This window comes from Bradyrhizobium ottawaense (genome assembly GCF_900099825.1).
Taxonomy (GTDB): Bacteria; Pseudomonadota; Alphaproteobacteria; order Rhizobiales; family Xanthobacteraceae; genus Bradyrhizobium; species Bradyrhizobium ottawaense_A.
Genome location: NZ_LT629693.1, coordinates 346317 through 366020 on the forward strand (window position 1 = coordinate 346317; position 19704 = coordinate 366020).

At 62.8% G+C, this 19704-nt stretch carries 19 protein-coding genes; 3 read left to right on the forward strand and 16 right to left on the reverse strand.

The annotated features are described in order from the left end of the window. The first annotated feature begins 67 nt into the window (after positions 1 to 67). Positions 68 to 1324 carry an Hsp70 family protein gene (locus BLR13_RS01735; protein ID WP_074828260.1) on the forward strand — a complete coding sequence of 419 codons (1257 nt, stop codon included), beginning with the start codon at positions 68 to 70 and terminating at the stop codon, positions 1322 to 1324. 8 nt (positions 1325 to 1332) lie between these two features. Here the strand turns inward: BLR13_RS01735 and BLR13_RS01740 are convergent, their stop codons facing one another. The 16 genes from BLR13_RS01740 to BLR13_RS01815 form a co-directional block, all read right to left on the reverse strand. Further along, entirely contained in the window at positions 1333 to 2052 is a 720-nt protein-coding gene (locus tag BLR13_RS01740; RefSeq protein WP_074828258.1) for a class I SAM-dependent methyltransferase, read from the reverse strand. 50 nt (positions 2053 to 2102) lie between these two features. Continuing rightward, positions 2103 to 2546, reverse strand: a complete 444-nt coding sequence (locus tag BLR13_RS01745) for a YybH family protein (protein ID WP_074828256.1) — start codon at positions 2544 to 2546, stop codon at positions 2103 to 2105. A 25-nt stretch (positions 2547 to 2571) separates the two neighbouring features. Further along, entirely contained in the window at positions 2572 to 3099 is a 528-nt protein-coding gene (locus BLR13_RS01750; protein ID WP_074828253.1) for a carboxymuconolactone decarboxylase family protein, read from the reverse strand. Positions 3100 to 3765: 666 nt separating this feature from the next. Beyond that, positions 3766 to 4125 carry a Zn-ribbon domain-containing OB-fold protein gene (locus BLR13_RS01755; protein ID WP_074828252.1) on the reverse strand — a complete coding sequence of 120 codons (360 nt, stop codon included), beginning with the start codon at positions 4123 to 4125 and terminating at the stop codon, positions 3766 to 3768. Continuing rightward, complete coding sequence (locus BLR13_RS01760) at positions 4122 to 5258, reverse strand: thiolase family protein (protein WP_074828249.1); 1137 nt, start codon at positions 5256 to 5258, stop codon at positions 4122 to 4124. Before BLR13_RS01760 ends, BLR13_RS01755 begins: the two co-directional genes overlap by 4 nt. Positions 5259 to 5273: 15 nt before the next feature. Continuing rightward, the gene (locus BLR13_RS01765) at positions 5274 to 6440 is read right to left on the reverse strand and encodes an acyl-CoA dehydrogenase family protein (protein WP_074828247.1); all 1167 of its coding nucleotides are present in this window, start codon (positions 6438 to 6440) and stop codon (positions 5274 to 5276) included. A 10-nt stretch (positions 6441 to 6450) separates the two neighbouring features. After that, positions 6451 to 7653 carry a CaiB/BaiF CoA transferase family protein gene (locus BLR13_RS01770; RefSeq protein ID WP_074828245.1) on the reverse strand — a complete coding sequence of 401 codons (1203 nt, stop codon included), beginning with the start codon at positions 7651 to 7653 and terminating at the stop codon, positions 6451 to 6453. 151 nt (positions 7654 to 7804) lie between these two features. Then, positions 7805 to 8005, reverse strand: a complete 201-nt coding sequence (locus BLR13_RS01775; RefSeq protein WP_074828240.1) for a hypothetical protein — start codon at positions 8003 to 8005, stop codon at positions 7805 to 7807. Between the two features lie 81 nt (positions 8006 to 8086). Further along, the gene (locus BLR13_RS01780) at positions 8087 to 9256 is read right to left on the reverse strand and encodes an acetyl-CoA acetyltransferase (RefSeq protein WP_074828237.1); all 1170 of its coding nucleotides are present in this window, start codon (positions 9254 to 9256) and stop codon (positions 8087 to 8089) included. A gap of 56 nt (positions 9257 to 9312) precedes the next feature. Further along, positions 9313 to 9960 (reverse strand): bifunctional 4-hydroxy-2-oxoglutarate aldolase/2-dehydro-3-deoxy-phosphogluconate aldolase, encoded by a 648-nt coding sequence (gene eda / locus BLR13_RS01785; RefSeq protein WP_074828234.1) that lies wholly within the window; start codon positions 9958 to 9960, stop codon positions 9313 to 9315. Further along, positions 9957 to 10892, reverse strand: coding sequence for a sugar kinase (locus BLR13_RS01790; RefSeq protein ID WP_074828231.1), 936 nt, complete (start codon positions 10890 to 10892; stop codon positions 9957 to 9959). The genes eda and BLR13_RS01790 overlap by 4 nt, the downstream gene beginning before the upstream one ends. A gap of 33 nt (positions 10893 to 10925) precedes the next feature. Continuing rightward, positions 10926 to 11912 carry a D-erythronate dehydrogenase gene (denD, locus tag BLR13_RS01795; RefSeq protein ID WP_074828228.1) on the reverse strand — a complete coding sequence of 329 codons (987 nt, stop codon included), beginning with the start codon at positions 11910 to 11912 and terminating at the stop codon, positions 10926 to 10928. Positions 11913 to 11956: 44 nt separating this feature from the next. After that, the gene (locus tag BLR13_RS01800; RefSeq protein ID WP_074828225.1) at positions 11957 to 12886 is read right to left on the reverse strand and encodes a carbohydrate ABC transporter permease; all 930 of its coding nucleotides are present in this window, start codon (positions 12884 to 12886) and stop codon (positions 11957 to 11959) included. A gap of 83 nt (positions 12887 to 12969) precedes the next feature. Then, positions 12970 to 13929 carry a carbohydrate ABC transporter permease gene (locus BLR13_RS01805; RefSeq protein WP_074828220.1) on the reverse strand — a complete coding sequence of 320 codons (960 nt, stop codon included), beginning with the start codon at positions 13927 to 13929 and terminating at the stop codon, positions 12970 to 12972. 65 nt (positions 13930 to 13994) lie between these two features. Next, positions 13995 to 15314: an ABC transporter substrate-binding protein gene (locus tag BLR13_RS01810; protein ID WP_074828218.1), complete on the reverse strand. Its 1320-nt coding sequence runs from the start codon at positions 15312 to 15314 to the stop codon at positions 13995 to 13997. Between the two features lie 37 nt (positions 15315 to 15351). Beyond that, positions 15352 to 16419 carry an ABC transporter ATP-binding protein gene (locus tag BLR13_RS01815; RefSeq protein ID WP_074828216.1) on the reverse strand — a complete coding sequence of 356 codons (1068 nt, stop codon included), beginning with the start codon at positions 16417 to 16419 and terminating at the stop codon, positions 15352 to 15354. Between the two features lie 192 nt (positions 16420 to 16611). On the opposite strand from BLR13_RS01815, the gene BLR13_RS01820 reads away from it, so the two are divergent. Continuing rightward, the gene (locus BLR13_RS01820) at positions 16612 to 17643 is read left to right on the forward strand and encodes a LacI family DNA-binding transcriptional regulator (RefSeq protein WP_074828213.1); all 1032 of its coding nucleotides are present in this window, start codon (positions 16612 to 16614) and stop codon (positions 17641 to 17643) included. Between the two features lie 172 nt (positions 17644 to 17815). Then, on the forward strand, positions 17816 to 19630 hold the full coding sequence (locus BLR13_RS01825; RefSeq protein ID WP_074828208.1) for an IlvD/Edd family dehydratase: 1815 nt from the start codon (positions 17816 to 17818) through the stop codon (positions 19628 to 19630). Positions 19631 to 19704 lie beyond the last annotated feature (74 nt).

The following is a 19704-nucleotide window of genomic DNA, read 5'->3' on the forward strand; positions in this document are numbered from 1 at the left end:
ACACGACGAGATAAAGGTGGATCGATGGCGCCGTAATGTGTAAACGGACGCTCCTCCTGGAGCTCCCATGTCCATCTGCGGCCTAGATTTCGGAACGTCGAACACGACGCTCGGCACTATCGACGGCCATGCGCCGGTTCTGGTGGCGCTGGAGGATGGCGAGAGCACAATTCCCAGCGCGATCTTCTACGAGACCGACGGCGCCGTGCTGATCGGCCGCAGGGCCGTGGACGCCTATGTCGAAGGGGCTCCCGGCCGGCTGATGCGGAGCCTCAAATCGGTGCTCGGTACCTCGCTGATCGACGAGACCACCCGGTTGGGCCGCGAACGGGTCAGTTTCCGCGACGTGATCGCCTATTACCTTGGCGCCGTGAAACGCCGCGCCGAACAGACGATGGGCCGCGAGTTGCGTGACGTCGTCCACGGCCGGCCGGTGCACTTCGTCGACAACGCGCCGGACTCCGACCGCAAGGCGGAGGAAACCCTGCGCGTGATCGCCCGCGGGATCGGCTTCGACGAGGTCACCTTCCAGTTCGAACCGATCGCGGCCGCACTCGAATACGAACGCCAGATCGGCTCGGAGGAAGTGGCATTGATCGCCGACATCGGCGGCGGCACGTCGGATTTTTCCATCGTGCGTCTCGGCCCAGAGCGTCACGGCAAGGCCGATCGCGCCGCCGACATTCTCGCCAATGACGGTGTGCGCATCGGCGGCACCGATTTCGACCGTCAGCTCAGCCTCGGCGCGGTTATGCCGCTGTTCGGCTTCGGCAGCGCCATGAAGCGTGCCGGGCTCGACGTTCCCTCGAGCTATTTCCAGGACCTCGCCACCTGGTCGAGCATCAACCGCATGTACGAGCCGCGCGTGATCGCCGACATCCGCCAGGTCCGGCACGAGGCCAGCGAGCCTGAACTGCTCGATCGGCTGATCCGCGTGGTCCACGAACAGCGCGGCCATACGCTGGCGATGGAAGTCGAGGACGCCAAGATCGCGCTGTCCGAAAAGCGCCGAGCGGATATCCCGCTGGAATGGGTGGCGCCCGGCCTGGGTGCGGCCATCGGCCGCCCTGACCTTGTCAGCCACACCAGACAATTGGCCGATCGCATCGCGGCTCGCATCAAGAATTGCCTGACCCAGGCCCGCCTCGCCGCCGGCGACATCGACGCCGTGTTCCTGACCGGCGGTTCGGTCAAGCTCGCCCATGTCCGCAAGGCGATCACCAACGCGGTGCCGTCGGCCCGCATCGTCGAGGGCGACATCTTTGGCGCGGTCGGCAAGGGATTGACGCTTGAGGCGCTGCGGCGATACGGACCCGGACGCTAAGGTTCGCATCAGGCAACGCCAGGACGCTGCCATTCCATCACGACGAACCACGGCACGCGCCGAAACCGCTCTCTGTGTTGCTGGTCACCGGACACCGAATCGGGTTCCGAGAAAAACGTGAGCCGCAAACCGCACTTCAGGAAGGTTTCCATGTAAGCCGCCAACGGCCGGTGCCAGTTTTCAATGCGTATCCCCGCCCATTCGAACCAGAATGAAAGTTCTTCCAGGTAATTGTCGACCGGGAAATGTATCGGCTGGCCGTCTGCGTCCTTCACCCAGCCTTGCGCGGCGCCGGCCGAGGCGAAGCCGGTAAGATTGGCGATCAGCAGCGAGCCGCCCGGCTTCAACACCCTCGTCATTTCGCCGATCGCGGTCCTGAAATCGGCGATATCGAGCAACGTGAGATAGCTGACCACCAGATCGAAACTGGCGGTATCAAATTCGAGCCGTTCCGCGCAGCCGGATCGATAATCGCCGGTAGGGTCTCGACGCCGTGCGGTCTCGATCAATTGTGGGGTCGGCTCGATTCCAACCGTGTTCACGCCGGCCGACTTCAGCATTCTGCAGAACCGGCCCTCGCCACAACCGACATCGAGCGCGTTGGAAAACCGGCCGTCGCTGACGCGGCCGAGCATGACCGGATCGAGCACGTGCTCCCGCGCCCAATCGCCGCGCTCGCCCATGGAGTCGATCCATGCCTGCGCCGAACTTTCCCATCCGTTGCTCATGACCCCACGTCGCTCCCGAGTCACCGCTGCCTGGACGCCACCGACCTCATTCACTTCGCAAGTCTGGTCGACGGCTGGTATTGCGATTCCAGCCGGTTGCCGTGGCGATGAAGGAGACGCCACTCGCCGGCCTCCTTGCGAAAAATATGCGTCACCCGGTTGGACCAGCCGGTGATGTTCTCGGCATCGGCGACGCGCTGGTTCTCGAAGGTTTCGATATCGGTCACATAGAACAGTTCCGGCGTGATGACCGTGGAGACGTTCTCGTAACGAACCGTTCCGCCCGTGAACTGGGCGCCGGCCCAGTCCCAGCGCTGCGAAACCGCTGGCCATCCCTTCTCGTAGCCACCCCAGCCGTAGAAGCTGGTGGCGTCGTCGCTGTGCGAATAGAGCGCCTTGATAGCCGAAACGTCACCGTTCGCGACTTTGGCCATCGCCGCATGTAAGCGCGCGATGGCCGCATGCACCGACGCTTCGACTTCCGCGTGGCTCATCGCCTCACTCTGACTGGTTGGCTGCCTATGAAATCACTTCCGTCACCGGCTGCATGTCGATGGCGAAGGTTTCGAGGAACTTCGAGGTCATGATGTAGAAGCCGACCGAGAGTTGCAGTTCGACCAACGCGCCCGGGGTCAGCTTGGACGCGATCGCGTTAAAGGTCGCATCGGTCGGCTTGCGCAGCTTGACGATCTCGTCGGCGAAAGCGAGTGCGGCGCGCTGCACCTCGTTGAAGCATTTTGCCGACTGCCAGTTCTCCAGCGCTTCGTTCTGTTCGTCGGTGACGCCGACATTCTTGCCGATCCGCTTGTGGGCGACGATCTCATACGGCGCCTCGCACAGGATGCCGGTGCGGGTGATGGCGAGTTCGCGCACCACCGGATCCAGTTCGCCCTTGTTGCGGATCGCCCCGCCCAGCCGGCAATATTGTTCGAAATAGCTCGGCGAATGCGCCATCATCCGGAAGATGTTGGCGTTGCGGTTCTTGCCGAGAATTTCGCGGGTGCGGTCGCTGGCTTTCGCGGGATCGCTGTAGTCGATACGGGCCATTCATCACCTTGGGTGTTCTGGGTTTTTATGATTTTTAGCGGCCGGATCATGCCCTGCAGCAAGGGGCTGATCAACCCACCGAAACGCGGCAATCCGGGGTTAGGGCCAGACCTTTGGGCAGCCAAGCGACGCCAAAAAACTCCATCCCGCGCGCACAAACCGGCTGCGCCCGGGCCAAATTGCCGCCGTATTGCTGGTCGATTTTGAGACGGTCGATATTCGCTGAGTGGGGACTCAATCAAAAGCGAATACTCGTCGCGGGGTGTTCCGAGTTAAAAATCATTGGCCGTTGCTTGCGCGTTGTTCGCGCAACGATGAGCCATGCCCAGGAGTGCGCTTCGCGCACGTCTAATGAAAACGCATGATCTTACGCCAAATCGCTCACGCCTTGGCGGATCATGCGCTAGGGAGTTGGACATGAAGGAAGCCACCAAAAGGGCAGCCTCGGAAGCGCTTGCGCAGACGCTGGCGGTGACGGCAATGCTCGTCATCGCCAGCTTCGTCTTCTACTCGCGGTAACAGCCGTTGCCGCGAGTCTTAACGCGACGAAGCAATCCAGACCTTTATAGTTTTGCGTAGCTCTGGATCGCTGCGTTGCCTCCTATAGCGTTTTCAAGCGAAGTGGGTACCGGTTCGCGTAAAGAAAACGCGTCAAAACAAAAGTGATCACTTCGCCTTGGTGAAGTACGGCACCAGTCTGCCCGCAAACGGCTGGTAGCGTGCCGTGACTTCGTCGCCGATGGCGAGGTCGTTGTCGCCATGAGCCATCATGCGAAAGCCTTCGGCGGTGTCGACCAGCACAATGTTGTAGGGAACGTGGGCCCGGGTTTCCGGCGTCGCGGCACGGCAGACCAGCGACGTCGCATAGACCGTCCCTGCCCCGCCGGCGCGTTTTTCGGCCGGCTCCGGCGCGCCGCAGGCGGCGCAGAAGCTGCGGTGGAAATACTGCGCCTTCCCGCATGCGCCGCAGGCTTGGTAGACGATGGCTTCCACGCCCTTGGTCCAGTCGGCGAGTTTGTCGCTCATCGCACCCGCTCCAGGAACATGCTGACATGCGACGACAGCACGCCGCCGTCGCCATGCAGCAGCGCGATCGAGGCGTCGCGGACCTGTCGGTTGCCCGCGCGCCCTGTCATCTGCAAATGCGTTTCCACCAGATGCGCCATCGCGCCACCGACGCCGCAATGGCCGTAGCTCAGCAGCCCGCCATGGGTGTTGAGCGGCATCGCGCCGTCGCGCGCGAAATGACCTGATCGCACCCGCGCCGCCGCCTCGCCGCGCCCGGCCAGCCCGAGGTCTTCCAGCAGCATCGCCAGCGTAATGGTAAAACTGTCGTAGACTGCGGCATACCGCACGTCCGAGATCGCAAGGCCGGAGGTCGCCTTGGCCCTGGCGATCGCAATCTCGGCGCCAAGCTCGCTCAAGGCCGGCGCCGCGGTGATGTGCTGATGCGTATGGGCCTGCGCACAGCCGCGCACCTGAACGCCAGCTTCTCCGGTCCGCTCACGGCTGATCACGAACGCCGCGCCACCATCCGACACCGGGCAGCAATCCAATAGCTTCAGCGGCATCGCCACCGGCTTTGACGCCATCACGTCGGCAACCGTGATCGCCTCGTGGAATTGCGCGCCGGGATGGGTCAAGGCGTGGGACCGCATCAGCACCGCGAATTCGGCGAGGTCTTCTTGTGTCACGCCGTATTCGTGCATGTAGCGGGAGGCGACGAGGCCGTAATAAGCGGGGATCGTCGGTCCCAACGTCACCTCGTAATCGGGATGACCGACCTGCGCCAGCGCCTGGATCGAGGCGTCGCGGCTCTGACCGGTGAGGCGGTTCTCGCCGCCCACCACCAATACATGCTTCACCACGCCGGCATCGACCAGATGATGCGCCAGCATGGTCATCGCAAGGCCAGTGGCGCCGCCAACCTGCACGGCATGTGCGTAGGACGGCTGGATACCAAAGTGTTCGGCGAACACGGTCGCCAGCATGATGTGCGGCGACACGGTCGAATAGCCGCACAAAATGCCGTCGATCTCGGGTCGCTTCAGCCCGGCGTCGGCAATCGCAAGCTCGGCCGCCATGCTCATGAGATCGAGCGAGGACGAGCCTTCGTGCTTGCCGTAGGACGTCAGCCCGACTCCGGTGATGAAACTCATGGTCGATGCATCTTCCTAATACGACTTCGGCAGGCCCAGCACCCGCTCGGCGATGAAGCTGAGAATGAGCTGCGGGCTGATCGGGGCGATGCGCGGGATCAAGGATTCCCGCAGGTAACGCTCGACATGATATTCCTTGGCGTAGCCGAAGCCGCCATGGGTCATGATCGCCTGTTCGCAGGCGTGGAAGCCGGCTTCGGCGGCGAGATATTTCGCGGCATTGGCGGCCGGTCCGCAGGGCATACCCTGGTCGTATTGCCAGCCGGCAGAGAGCACCATCAGCCAGGCGGCTTCCAGCTCCATCCAGTTTTTCGCCAGCGGATGCTGGATGGCCTGGTTCATGCCGATCGGGCGGTTGAACACGATGCGGCTTTTCGCGTAGGCGGAAGCCTTGGACAGCGCGATCTGTCCGAGACCGACAGCTTCGGCCGCGATCAGGATGCGCTCCGGGTTCATGCCGTGCAGGATGTATTCGAAACCGCGGCCTTCCTCGCCGAGCCGATCCTCGACCGGAATTTCAAAGTTCTCGAAGAACAGTTCGTTGGAGTCGACGGGCTTGCGGCCCATCTTCTCGATCTCATGCACGGTGACGCGCTTCTTGTCGAAGTCGGTGTAAAACAGGCTTAAGCCCTGCGTCGGCGTCTTCACCTCTTCCAGAGGCGTGGTGCGCGCCAGCAGCAGGATCTTGTTGGCGACCTGGGCTGTGGAAATCCACACCTTCTGGCCGTTGACGATATATTTGTCGCCCTTGCGCACGGCGCGGGTCTTCAACTGCGTGGTGTTGAGCCCGGTATTCGGCTCGGTCACCGCGAAGCAGGATTTGTCGCGGCCGTCGATGATCGGCGGCAGCATGCGCGTGCATTGCTCCTTGGTGCCGAACACCACGACCGGATTGAGCCCGAACACGTTCATGTGCACGGCTGATGCGCCTGACATGCCGGCGCCGGATTGCGCGATCGTCCGCATCATGATCGCAGCGTCGGTGATGCCGAGACCCGAGCCGCCATATTCCTCGGGGATGCAGATGCCGAGCCAGCCGGCATCGGCCAGCGCGCGGTGGAAGTCAGCGGGATAGCCGCCCTCTTTGTCCTTCTTCAGCCAATAGGCATCGTCAAACCGCGAACAGATCTTGCCGACCGCATCGCGGATCGATTCCTGGTTGGCTGAGAGCGCAAAATCCATCTGTCTTGTCCTATGTGTTGGGTATCGCTTTGGTGACGCCATCGCGCACCAGCGCCGTGATTTCGTCGGGTGAGAAGCCGGCTTCCCGCAAGATTTCCGCGCTGTTCTCGCTGAGGCGCGGCGCCAGCCGCTTGGTCTCCACCGGCGTTTCCGAAAACCGCGCCGAGGGCCTCATGTTGCGAATGCGTCCCTCGGTCGGATGATCGATGACGGGAAAGAAATCGGTCGCGACGATGTGCGGGTCTTGCAGCAGGCTCTCGAGATCGTGCATCGGCATGACCGGCACATCCGCCTTCTCGAGGATGTCGCTCCACTCGGCGGTGGTTTTGGTTTCCAGAATGCGCGCGAGTTCCGCATAGACGACATCGATGTTGACGGCGCGGCCGGCAAAGGTCGCAAATTTCGGATTGGTCCTGAGATCCTCGCGGCCGGTCGCAGCGAAGAAATTCTGCCACTGCTTGTCGTTGTAGACGATGACGCAGATGTAGCCGTCGGAGGTCTTGTAGGGCCGCCGGTCCGGCGACAAATGCCGCGCATAGCCGCCCTTGTCGAGCGGCGGCTCGTAGGTGAGCCCGCCCATATGGTCGCCCATCACGAAACCGGCCATGGTCTCGAACATGGGGATGTCGACGCGCTGGCCGCGGCCGGTGCGGTCGCGATCGACCAGGCTGGCGCAGATCGCGCCAACCGCCGTGAGACCGACGATGCGGTCGACCAGTGCATTGGGCACATAGCGCGGCACGCCGTCGGAGGTTTGCGCCATCAGCGCCGGCAGCGCGGTGGCGCCCTGGATCAGGTCGTCATAAGCGGGCTTTGCCGCATAGGGTCCGTCCTGGCCAAAACCGAACACGCCGGCATAGATCAGCCGCGGGTTGATTTTCGATACCACGTCGTAGCCGAGCTGCAGCCGCGCCATCGCCTGCGGACGCACATTGTAGACCAGCACGTCGGCGGTCTTGATCAGCCGCAGCACGGCGTCGCGCCCGGCCGGCTTCTTCAGATCGAGGCAGATCGATCGCTTGCTGCGGTTGGTATTGAGGAACACCGGTCCCATGCCGGGGTGGCGGGTCGGGCCGATCTGCCGCGTCACGTCGCCGTCGAGCGATTCCACCTTGATGACGTCGGCACCGTAATCACCGAGCATCTGGGTGGCATAGGGCCCCATCAGCACGGTCGTCATATCGATGACCTTGATGCCCTCTAGCGGTCCCATGGTCCCATTCGCTCCCGGATGTTGTCGTTCCGGTCTAGTAACGGGAGGTTTTCGGGAAGATCAAGCGCGCCCCGGGTATGGGCGTATGCGTGGGCACTGTCGTCCCGGCCTGGTGCACAATTGCGCATCAGGCCGGGACGAAAGCAGATATCTACTTCTTCAACCTGACGTCGCGCTCCTTGATCAGCCTTTCGAGCTCTTCATTCTGCGCGCTGAGGCGGTCGGCGACACGCTCTTCGTTTCGTTCGCCGGAGGCACCGGCGCCCTGTTCGACGAGCTGCCGGATGTTGTCCTGGAGAATTGCAATCCGGTCGCTAAGTTCGGCCAGTGACAGCGAGCCTTCGTTACCCATGCGATACGTCCTCCAGGAACTTGCCAGACCGTAACGTGGGCTCGGCGCAAGCGTGCCGTAGCCCACCTAACCAACCCCCGGTTACTTCGCCGGTTCCAGCACGGAGACGTAATTCGCCACCGCAGCGCCACCCATGTTGAAGATTCCGGCAAGCTTGGGGTCCTTGAGCTGCATGCCCTCGGGCGCCTGGCCGACGAGTTGCATCGCGCTCATCACGTGCATGGAGACCCCGGTGGCGCCGATCGGGTGGCCCTTGGCCTTCAGGCCGCCGGACGGATTGATCGGCAGCTTGCCGTCCTTCTGGGTCCAGCCTTCCTTAATGGCGCGGGCGCCCTGCCCGCGCGGCGTCAGGCCCATCGCTTCATACTCGATCAATTCGGCGACGGTGAAGCAGTCGTGGGTCTCGACAAAGGAGAGATCGGAAAGCGTCACGCCGGCCTGCGCCAGCGCGCGCTGCCAGGCGACCGTGCAGCCTTCAAACTGCAGGATGTCGCGCTTGGACATCGGCAGGAAATCCTGCGCGTGCGCGGTGGCGCGGATATTCACCGCCTTGCCCATCGTCTTGGCGGTTTCGCTGTCGGTCAGCACCAGCGCCGCCGCGCCGTCCGATACCAGCGAGCAATCGGTACGCTTCAAGGGACCGGCGACGAACGGGTTCTTCTCGCTTTCGGCGCGGCAGAACTCGTAGCCAAAGTCCTTGCGCATCTGCGCATAGGGGTTGGCGACACCGTTCTTGTGGTTTTTCGCCGCGATCATCGCCAGCGCATCGGACTGGTCGCCATATTTCTGGAAATAGCTCTGCGCGATCTTGCCGAACACGCCGGCAAAACCGCCGACGGTATCGCCGTCCTCAGGCAGATAGGACGCCTTCAAGAGGTTTCGGCCGATCTCGGCCGCGGGCGTCCGCGTCATCTGCTCGACGCCGACCACCAGCACGATCTTGGCCGCACCGGCCGCAATCGCCCGGATACCCTGATGCACGGCGGCCGAACCGGTGGCGCAGGCGTTCTCGACCCGCGTGGTCGGCTTGAAGCGCAGTGCCGGATCGGCCTGCAATACCAGCGAGGCGGTAAAATCCTGCGGCGAGAAGCCGGCATTGAAATGCCCGAGCACGATTTCGTCGACATCGGCTGCGGAAATGCCGGCGTCCGCCAGTGCTTCGGTCGCAACCTTCACCACGAGGCTTTCAACGGTTTCCGCGTCGAACTTGCCGAATGGCGTGTGCGCCCATCCCACGATGCTGGCTGTCATGGTCGTTCTCCCTGATCTGGTTTCGGACGGCTTTGTAGCCTATCGGCCAAAAGACTTCACGCCGGTTTCAGCAATTTCATGGCCCGCGCACACATGGCTGAAATGCCGGCCCAGTTGCCGGACCGGATATCCGCCGGCGGGCAAAGCCAGGAACCGCCGACCGCCAGCACATTCGGCTCGGCCAGCCAGGACGCCGCATTGGCCTCACCGACGCCGCCGGTCGGGCAGACCCGGATGTTCGGAAACGGTCCCGCCAGCGCCCGCAGTGCCTTGATACCGCCGGACTGCTCGGCCGGAAAGAATTTGACGATGTCGAGGCCGTGCGCCAGCGCCTGCATCAGCTCCGACGCCGTCGCGATCCCCGGCGCGAACGGCAGATCGCCTGCCGCCGCGGCTTTCAAAAGCTCCGGCGTGCCCCCCGGGCTGATGCCGAATTTGGCGCCGAGCGCTTTGGCCCGCGCGAGATCGTCGGCGTTCAGGATGGTGCCGATGCCGACAATGGCATCCGGTACCTCTGCGATCATGGCCTTGGCCGCCTCGATCGCGACCGGCGTCCGCAGCGTGACTTCGAGGACGCGTACACCGCCGGCGACCAGCGCCCGGGCCAGCGGCACCGCGTCTTCCAGCCGCTCAATGGTGAGCACCGGGATCACCGTGGCTGAGGTGAAGAGATCGGCGAGTTTTTGCTGCCTGGATGCGGTCATGGAGAAACCCCGGTGAATCCTGAAATCAAGTCCGACGGCATCGCCGCACGCGGGATGATGGCGCCGGGATGACATACCACAATGCCGGCCAGACGATGCCCGGCGCGAGCAGCTTCCACGGGCCCAGCACCCGCCAGCCGCGCGGCCACATAGGCCGCGGCAAAGCTGTCACCCGCCGCCGTGGTATCGACGACGGGCGCGGTGACGGGCTCCGCCTTGATCGCGTGCGAAACATTCGCGATCCGCAGGATGCTGGCGGGTTCGGAAAGCTTCAGCGCCACCTCCCCACCGGGAATGCGCGCCAGCAAAGCTTCATGGCTTTCACTGGGATAGAGCGGCAGCAGATCCTCGGTCGAAGCCAGCACGATATCGGCAATCTCAAAAGCCTGCCGAAAGACGTGGCGCGCGACCTCGAGATCGGGCCAGCCGCGGGCGCGGAAATTGGTGTCGAAGGCAAAACGCGCCCCACTCGCTCGTGCGCGTTTCAGCCCGGCGAACAGCCGCTCGCGTCCCTTTTCGCCGTACAACGACAATGTGATCGCCGAGAGATAAACGACGTCATAATGCGCCAGCGAACTCAGGATGCTGTCGGTCTCCGGCAAATCCATCAGGCTGCGCGCGGCGGCACTGTCGCGCCAATGGAAGAATCGCCGCTCCCCGCTGGCATCGGTCTGGATCATGTAGAGGCCCGGCAGCTTGCCGCGCAACCGCAGCACCTGCCCGGTACCGACGCCTTCCGTCGCCCAGCCGGCGATCATCTCGTCGCTGAGCGGATCGTCGCCGAGCGCGGTGATGTAATCGACGCCGGCGCCGAGCCGGGCGAGATAGACGGCGGTATTGAGCGTGTCGCCGCCATAGCCCCGCGAAAACAGGCCGCTGCCGGCCTGTTTCAACTCGACCATGCATTCGCCGATGCAGGCTACCTTGGTCATGACCGCATCCGCGCGAACAGGCGTGAAGTCACCTCAGGCCGCGAACTTGCCGCCGAGCTCATCGTCGATGTGAATCCGGATGATGTCGTCAAAGGTCTTTTCGGCCGTGGTGAAGCCGAGCTTGAGTGCGCGATCGGTGACGAAATCGCGCGGCCAGCCGCCGACAATGCCGATGATGGTCGGATCGGGCACGCGCTTGATGCGCGCGGTGACGTTCTTGCCGGCCACGCGATCGAGCGCGGCGATCTGCTCGCCGACGGTCACCGACATCCCGGGCATGCTGAGATTGCGCCGTGCGCCCATGGCGTCGAGGTCCATGGTGCCGGCATGAATCAGAAAGCCGACCGCCGATTTCGGCGAGGCGTGCCAGTGCCGCACGTCGTCGGACACCGGCAGTATCGCCTCCTCGCCCGCGAGCGGTTCACGCATGATGTTGGAGAAGAAGCCGGAAGCCGCCTTGTTCGGCTTGCCCGGCCGCACGCAGATCGTCGGCAGGCGGATGCTGATACCGTCGAGCAGGCCTTTGCGGGTGTAGTCGTTGATCAGGAGTTCGCAGATCGACTTCTGGGTGCCGTAGCTCGTCAGCGGCGTATGGAAGAACTCGTCGCCGATCTTTTCCGGGAACGGCGCGCCGAACACCGCGATCGAGGACGTGAACACCAGCCGCGGCTTGTAGCCGCCGCCGACCGCGCGGATGGCATCGATCAGAAATCGCGTGCCGTCGAGATTGATCCGGTAACCCTTGTCGAATTCGGCTTCGGCTTCGCCCGAGACGATCGCGGCGAGATGAAAGATCACCTCGGGCCGGTGGGCGATCAGCGGTCCCGCAGCCCCGGCATCGGCGAAATCGGAGGCCACCACCGTGATCGGGATCGACGCATTGGCGGGTTTCGCTGGCGCCACCACGTCCTGCAGGGTCATGCGGGTGATGTCGTGCTTGCCGAGGCGTCCGTCGCGCAGCAGCCGTTCGGTCAGTTTGCGACCGACCATGCCGGCGGCGCCCAGAATCAGAATGTGCAAGACCCGTCTCCTTTTTGAACGTTCTTATTAGACGTGGGCCCCGTTCACTCCTTCACGGCTCCCGTCATCGCCGACACATAATGCTCAACGAAGAAGGCGTAAAGGATAACCAGCGGCAGCGAGCCCGCCAGCGCGCCCGCCATCAGCGAGCCCCAGCGGTAGACGTCGCCGTCGACGAACTCGTTGACGATCGCGACCGGCACCGTCTTGTTGGAGGTCGATTGCAGGAAGGTCAGCGCGTAGATGAATTCGTTCCAGCACAATGTGAAGCAGAAGATAAACGCCGAGATCAGGCCCGGGATCGCCAGCGGCAGCACGATCTTGATCAGGATCTGCCAGCGGCTGGCACCGTCGATCAGCGCGCATTCCTCGAGCTCGAACGGGATGGTCTTGAAATAGCCCATCAACAGCCAGGTCGAGAACGGGATCAGGATGGTCGGATAGGTCAGGATCAGCGCCATCGGCGAATCGAACAGGCCGTACTGAAACACGACGGTCGCCAGCGGAATGAACAGGATCGAGGGCGGCACCAGATAGGACAGGAAGATCAGGCCGCCGACCCAATGGGCGCCCTTGTAGCGTAGCCGTACAATCGCATAGGCAGCCAGCACGCTGGCGACGATCGACAGGACGGTGGCGCAGACGGCGACATACATCGTGTTCCAGAGCCAGTGCGGATAGTAGCTCTCGAACAGCAGCTTGTGGATGTGCTTGAAGGTCGGATTCCAGGTCCAGAACGGATTGAACTTATCGAGATCGATCAGTTGCTCGTCCGGCTTGATCGCCGTCAGACCCATCCAGTAGAACGGAAACAGCAGGACGATCACAATGATCGACAGCGGCAGATACAGCGTCACCATCCGGCGCGGCACCGACTGCAGATAGCTCATGCCCTCGCTGTGATCGATGCGCGACGGCGTCGACAGGATGGCCTTGAGATCGACCGGCTTCTGGGTCGCGGGGAGATCAGTCATTGTTTTCACCCTGCTGCCACAGCGCGCACGGGGCCTGCCCCGTTCGCGTAAAAATAAAGAGCGCCTTGGTGATTCCTTGGGGATTAGTCATTGTTCTCCCCCTGCTGCCACTTGCGCCGCTGCAATCCGAACCACGACACCATGATCGCGGCGAGCAGGAACGGAATCATCGCGCTCGAAATCGCGGCCCCCTCGCCCAACTGACCCGCAATGATCGCGCGCTGGTACGACAACGTTGCCATCAGATGCGTGGCGTTGACCGGACCGCCCCGCGTCATCGCCCAGATCAACTGGAAATCCGTGAAGGTGAACAGTACCGAGAACGTCATCACCACCGCGATGATCGGCGTCAGCAGCGGATAGGTGATGTAGCGGAACAGCTCCCACCTGCTCGCGCCGTCCAGCGTCGCGGCTTCATACAGCGACGGCTGCACGGTCTGCAGCCCAGCCAGCAGCGTGATCGCGACGAAGGGAACGCCGCGCCAGATATTGGCGAAGATCACGCAGATCCGGGCCCAGGTGGTATCGCCGAGGAAATTGATGTTCTGGGTGATCAGCCCCATGTGCTTCAGCGACCACGAGATGATCGAGAATTGCGAATCGAAGATCCACCAGAACGCCAGCGCCGACAGCACGGTCGGCACGATGAAGGGAATCAGCACCAGCGCCCGCAGCATCGCCTTGAACGGCATGTTCTCGTTCAACAGCAGCGCAAGATAGAGGCCGATCGCAAACTTGATCGCACTCGCGATGAACGTATAGAGCAGCGTGTTGAAGACCGAGAGCCAGAAGATCGAGTCATCCCAGAGCCACTGGTAGTTCTCGACACCGATGAACTGGCCGGGCCGTCCGATCTTGGCGTCCGTGAACGAAATCCAGATGCCCAGTCCCAGCGGATAGGCCAGGAAGAAGATCAGAAACCCCATCGCCGGCATCATGAACCAGAAACCAAGCCAGTTGCGGTTGGTCTTGATCAGGTCCCACCTCGTGGCCTCGCGGATCTGCGGCTTGGCTATCCGTGGTTGGAGCGCGATGTCAGCCATGTGCGGTGTCCCGATTGAAATGCGAAGGAGCGGACGGCGGTCACCCGCCGCCCGCTCCAGTTTCGTCAGCGATAGATACGCTTCAGTTGCCGTTCGGCTTCCGACATCGCCGTCTTGGCATCCTTCGATCCGGTGCAGTAGTTGGCGAACATGTCGACCACGATGAAGTCGGCGATTGCGGTCGCCGCCTTTTCGCCGGGCGTGCCGATGCCGGAAGCCGGAAGCGCGCGCTTGCTGGCCTGGCTGAACACCTGATTCTTCGGATCGGCGGTCCACACCGGGGCCGAGTCGTAGGCGTTGAGCGTGTGGGTCAGATAACCCCGCGCACCCGACAGCCACTTCTCGAAGTTCTCCTTCTCCAGCATGAAGGCGATGAACGCCTTCGCCGCATTCGGATATTTGGTGAAGTTGAAGGCCAGGATCGGAACTGCAAGCTGCAGCTCGGTCGGCTTGCCGATCGGACCGACCGGCATCAACGCGTGGTAGGTGTCGTCGGCGAGATCCTTCATCTTCGGATCGTCCTTGGCCGCGACATAGATCGAGATGCCGTTGGCGGTGCAGAACAACTCGCCGGCCAGGAACGCCTTGTTGTTCGATCCGTCGTTCCAGGAGGCGACGCCGGGAATGAAGCTGTCCGACAGTTGCTTGCAATATTCCAGCGCCTTCGCCGTTTCCGGCGAGTTGATGATGACCTTGTCGTCCTTGTCGACGGTGTAGGCGCCGTGGCCCCACAGGATCCAGTGCAGCCAGCCATTGGCGTCGCCCGTGGCGTGACCGAGCGCGAAGCCCGCCGGGGTGTTGTTGGCCTTCAGCGCCTTGCACATCGCAAGGAAGCCCGGGAAGTCCGTCGGGAATTCCTTGAAGCCGGCCTTGTCCAGCGCCGACTTGCGGTAGGTCATGTAGCCGCCGATGGTGGCGACGGGGATGCCGAGCCAGTCATTGCCGAGCTTGCAGGTCTTGGCAGCGGCATCGGTCCATCCGCCGTATTTCTTGCCGAGATAGTCGGCCACGTCGTTCATTTTCAGCACTTTGGTCGGGAACAACTGCGGCAGCGTGTGCAGGCCCCAGGCGAGATCGATGCCCGAACCGGTATTGGCAGCGACCGAGGCCTTCGGCTGCACGTCCTCGAAGGATTCTGAGAACACGTTCATGTCGGTGCCGGTCGCGGTCTTGAACGCCGCCACCATCGCGTTGAAGGCATCGTCTTCCGCCGGCACGAAGCGCTTCCAGCGCATCACCGTCAGCTTGGCGCCCGCCTCGGCTTTCCACGGCGCGGTCTGCGCCCAGGCCTTGGCGAATTCAAGCAGTGCCGGCCCGGTCAACGCGCCGGCGGCCGCCAGCGCGGTGCCGCCCTGAAGCAGAGAGCGGCGAGTAAAGTCATTCATGGTCCATCCTCCCGTTGAATTATTTTTTGATTATCGCTCAGCCATTCAGTCGCTTGCCCGAGGTCTCGTCGAACAGATGCACGAGCGACGGATCCGGCTTGAGCCGGACCTTGTCGCCCGGACTGAATTGATGCCGCTCGCGGAACACCGCGACCACCTGCTCTCCGCCGAGCTTGGCGAAGACCTGGGTTTCCGAACCGGTCGGCTCGACCACGACGATTTCGGCTTCGGCGCCGTCATCGGCAATGGTGAAATGTTCGGGCCGCACGCCATAGACGGCGGGCTGGCCGTCGGAATTGGCGGGCGCGGATGCCAATGGCAGCTTGACGCCGTTCGGACCTTCGAAATAGGCGCTGCCGTTGACCTTCACCTTGCCTTTAAGGAAGTTCATCGCCGGCGAACCGATAAAGCCCGCGACGAACTGGTTGGCGGGCGTGTCGTAAAGCTCGAGCGGCGTGCCCATCTGCTCGACGATGCCGTCATGCATCACCACGATCTTGTCGGCCATGGTCATGGCCTCGATCTGGTCGTGGGTGACGTAGACCGTCGTGGTCCGCAGCCGTTGGTGCAGTTCCTTGATCTCGGTGCGCATCGCGACGCGCAGCTTGGCGTCGAGGTTGGACAACGGTTCGTCGAACAGGAACACCTGCGGATCGCGCACGATGGCGCGGCCCATGGCGACGCGCTGGCGCTGGCCGCCGGACAATTGCCGGGGGTAGCGCTCGAGCAGCGGCGTCAGCGCCAGGATTTCCGCAGCACGGCTGACGCCCTTGGAGATTTCGTCGGTGCTGGCGCCGCGCAGCTTGAGCGAGAAGCCCATATTGTCGGCGACCGTCATGTGCGGATAGAGCGCGTAGTTCTGGAACACCATCGCAATGTCGCGCTCTTTGGGCTGGACATTGTTGACGACGCGTTCGCCGATCGAAATCGTGCCCGAGGTGATGTTTTCCAGGCCTGCGAGCATCCGCAGCAGGGTCGACTTGCCGCAGCCGGAGGGGCCGACGAGCACGACGAACTCGCCGTCCTCGATTGGAATCGACACGCCGTGCAATACTTCGAAATTGCCGAACGACTTTCGCACGTCGCGAATCTGTACCGACGACATCGGAATCCACTCCCCTCATTTTATGTTTTCTGGCGCCTACACCGAAGGTGACGCCTTGACTGTCTTGTTCGACTTTAACGCCGGCCGAGTTCGACGGGCGCCATCATCAGCAGTTTGAAGGTTTTTAGCAATCCGATGGTAGCGCTGTCAATAATTGTTCAAACGTCTAATGCATTGTGATAAGAGCGTTGCATGGGACGGAAAACGACAAAGTCTGGCAAAATACGCCTCATGGAGGTCGCCAAGCTTGCTGGCGTCAGTCCGATCACGGCATCCCGGTTTTTCAGAAATCCCGAAGCGCTGTCGTTAGCTAAGCGCGAGCGCGTCGATAGTGCGGTGAAGGAACTGGGTTACGTGCCCAATCTTGCGGCACGCGCGCTGGCTTCGCACCGCACCGAAGTGATCGGCGTCGTCATCCCCTCGCTCACCAACAACGTATTCGCGGACGTCCTGCGCGGCATCTATGATTCCTCGGAAGGAAGCCGCTACAGCATTCAGCTTGCCAACACCCGCTACAGCATCCTGCAGGAAGAGAAACTGCTGCGGCTGTTTCGCGCCCAGAAGCCGGCGGGATTGATCGTGACCGGCATCAACCAGACCGCAGATTCCCGCGCGATCCTGGAGTCGATGAATTGCCCGGTCACGCAGATCATGGAGATCGGCGATTCTCCGGTCGACATGATGGTCGGATTCTCGCATTACGATGCCGGTTTCGCCGCGATTTCGCATATTCTCGCGCAAGGCCGCCGGCGTATCGGATTTCTCGGCGCGCGCATGGACCCGCGCGTGCAGCGGCGGTTCGAAGGGTATCGCGAGGCCATGAAAGCGGCCTCGCTGTTCGACCCCAACCTGATCGTTACCACGACGGTGCCGACCACGGTCACGCTTGGCGGCACGCTGTTCGCCGACCTCGTCGCGCGAACGCCCGATATCGACGCGGTCTTCTGCGTCAACGACGACCTGGCGCTCGGGGTGCTGTTCGAATGCCAGCGCCGCCAGATCTCGGTTCCACGGGATCTCGCCATTGTCGGCTTCAACGACCTCGAATTCATGGCCTCCGCCGTCCCGTCGCTGACCAGCGTCCGCACCAATCGGTATGAAATGGGCCGCCACGCCGTCACCATGGTAATCGAAGCGATCGAGGGACGCCGCCCCGAGGTCCCGGTCCTCGACCTCGGTTTTCAACTCATGGTGCGCGAAAGTTCGACGGCGCTGGACACGTGATCGCGACAAGACGCGGCATCCGGATAGACGACGGTCAAAAAATGGTAGCGCTACCTTTTGGGCCGAACTAAGATTGTGACGGGCTTGCATTTGCAGCGGTCGAAATTCTGGGCAAGGTTCGCGCCGCCGCCAGGGTCTGAGCCCTCTTCAGTTTGCAGTGCGGGAGGAACCAATGAAAAAAACCGACAACAAGACCAACGGCAAGGGCCGAAAGCTTCGCTCCCTGGAGTGGTTCAATAATCCGCATAACCCCGGAATGACCGCACTCTACCTCGAGCGCTACCTCAATTACGGCCTGACCCGCGAGGAATTGCAGTCCGGCAAGCCCATCATCGGCATCGCGCAGACCGGCAACGACCTGTCGCCATGCAACCGCCACCATCTGGAACTGGCGCACCGGGTGCGCGAGGGCATCCGCGCCGCGGGCGGCATCGCGATGGAATTCCCGATGCACCCGATTCAGGAGACCGGCAAGCGGCCGACTGCGGCGCTTGACCGCAACCTCGCCTACCTCGGCCTGGTCGAAATCCTGTTCGGCTATCCCCTCGATGGCGTGGTGCTGACGACCGGCTGCGACAAGACGACGCCGGCCTGCCTGATGGCGGCGGCGACCGTCAACATGCCGGCGATCGTACTCTCGGGCGGACCGATGCTGAACGGCTGGTTCAACGGCGAGCGTACCGGTTCCGGCACCGTGGTCTGGAAGGCCCGCGAACGGCTCGCCGCCGGCGAGATCGACTACAACCAGTTCATCGACATCGTGGCCTCGTCCGCCCCGTCGGTCGGCCACTGCAACACCATGGGCACCGCCTCGACGATGAATTCCCTTGCCGAGGCGCTCGGGATGTCGCTGCCGGGATGTGCGGCGATCCCCGCGCCCTATCGCGAGCGCGGCCAGATCGCCTACGAGACCGGAAAGCGCATCGTCGAGATGGTCTGGGAGGACTTGAAGCCGTCCGACATCCTGACTCGCAAGGCGTTCGAGAACTGCATCGTCGTCAATTCGGCGATCGGCGGTTCGACCAACGCGCCGATCCATATCAACGCGCTGGCGCGGCATATCGGCGTCGAACTCTCGATCGACGACTGGCAGAAACACGGCCACCAAGTTCCGCTGCTGGTGAACATGCAGCCGGCCGGATTCTATCTCGGCGAGGAATACCACCGCGCCGGCGGCGTGCCGGCAGTGGTGCGCGAATTGATGGCGCACAAACTGATCCACGAAGACGCCGTCACGGTCAACGGCCGCACCATGGGCGACAATTGCCGCGAGGCACCCAAGCCCGACGGCGACGTGATCTGGAGCTACGACAAGCCGCTGGTGAAAGATGCCGGCTTCCTCGTCTTGCGCGGCAACCTGTTCGATTCCGCGATCATGAAGACCAGCGTGATCTCCAAGGAATTCCGCGACCGCTACCTCATCAACCCCAAGGATCCGAACGCCTTCGAGGGCCGCGCCATCGTGTTCGAGGGTCCGGAGGATTATCACCACCGGATCGACGATCCCGCGCTCAATATCGACGAGCACTGCATCCTGTTCGTCCGCGGCACCGGGCCGATCGGCTATCCCGGCGGCGCCGAGGTCGTCAACATGCAGCCGCCGACGGCGCTGATCAAACGCGGCATCCTCTCGCTGCCCTGCATCGGCGACGGCCGGCAGTCCGGCACTTCGGGTTCGCCCTCGATCCTCAACGCCTCGCCGGAGGCTGCCGCCGACGGCGGGCTGGCGATTCTCAAGACCGGCGACAAGGTTCGCATCGACCTCAACAAGCGCACCGCGAATATCCTGATCCCGGATGCGGAGGTCACAAAACGCCACGCCGATCTGAAGGCGAAGGGCGGCTTCCCCTACCCGGCCAACCAGACCCCGTGGCAGGAAATCTATCGCTCGACCGTGGGCCAGCAGTCCACCGGCGCCTGCATGGAGTTGGCCACGCGCTATCACGACATCGTCGGCAAGGTCGGCGTCGCCAGGGATAATCATTAGGTAACCGCCGTCATTGCGAGCGGAGCGAAGCAATCCACAGCCCAGCAAGGACTGGATTGCTTCGTCGCTTCGCT

Coding starts and splice junctions, on each gene's coding strand:
- BLR13_RS01805 (WP_074828220.1), bottom strand. CDS start 13,929: ATGGCTGACATCGCGCTCCAACCACGGATAGCCAAGCCGCAGATCCGC.
- BLR13_RS01765 (WP_074828247.1), bottom strand. CDS start 6,440: ATGGATTTTGCGCTCTCAGCCAACCAGGAATCGATCCGCGATGCGGTC.
- BLR13_RS01815 (WP_074828216.1), bottom strand. CDS start 16,419: ATGTCGTCGGTACAGATTCGCGACGTGCGAAAGTCGTTCGGCAATTTC.
- BLR13_RS01745 (WP_074828256.1), bottom strand. CDS start 2,546: ATGAGCCACGCGGAAGTCGAAGCGTCGGTGCATGCGGCCATCGCGCGC.
- BLR13_RS01810 (WP_074828218.1), bottom strand. CDS start 15,314: ATGAATGACTTTACTCGCCGCTCTCTGCTTCAGGGCGGCACCGCGCTG.
- BLR13_RS01740 (WP_074828258.1), bottom strand. CDS start 2,052: ATGAGCAACGGATGGGAAAGTTCGGCGCAGGCATGGATCGACTCCATG.
- BLR13_RS01790 (WP_074828231.1), bottom strand. CDS start 10,892: ATGACCAAGGTAGCCTGCATCGGCGAATGCATGGTCGAGTTGAAACAG.
- BLR13_RS01825 (WP_074828208.1), top strand. CDS start 17,816: ATGAAAAAAACCGACAACAAGACCAACGGCAAGGGCCGAAAGCTTCGC.
- BLR13_RS01755 (WP_074828252.1), bottom strand. CDS start 4,125: ATGAGCGACAAACTCGCCGACTGGACCAAGGGCGTGGAAGCCATCGTC.
- eda (WP_074828234.1), bottom strand. CDS start 9,960: ATGACCGCATCCAGGCAGCAAAAACTCGCCGATCTCTTCACCTCAGCC.
- BLR13_RS01775 (WP_074828240.1), bottom strand. CDS start 8,005: ATGGGTAACGAAGGCTCGCTGTCACTGGCCGAACTTAGCGACCGGATT.
- BLR13_RS01780 (WP_074828237.1), bottom strand. CDS start 9,256: ATGACAGCCAGCATCGTGGGATGGGCGCACACGCCATTCGGCAAGTTC.
- BLR13_RS01820 (WP_074828213.1), top strand. CDS start 16,612: ATGGGACGGAAAACGACAAAGTCTGGCAAAATACGCCTCATGGAGGTC.
- BLR13_RS01735 (WP_074828260.1), top strand. CDS start 68: ATGTCCATCTGCGGCCTAGATTTCGGAACGTCGAACACGACGCTCGGC.
- BLR13_RS01760 (WP_074828249.1), bottom strand. CDS start 5,258: ATGAGTTTCATCACCGGAGTCGGGCTGACGTCCTACGGCAAGCACGAA.
- BLR13_RS01770 (WP_074828245.1), bottom strand. CDS start 7,653: ATGGGACCGCTAGAGGGCATCAAGGTCATCGATATGACGACCGTGCTG.
- BLR13_RS01750 (WP_074828253.1), bottom strand. CDS start 3,099: ATGGCCCGTATCGACTACAGCGATCCCGCGAAAGCCAGCGACCGCACC.
- BLR13_RS01800 (WP_074828225.1), bottom strand. CDS start 12,886: ATGACTGATCTCCCCGCGACCCAGAAGCCGGTCGATCTCAAGGCCATC.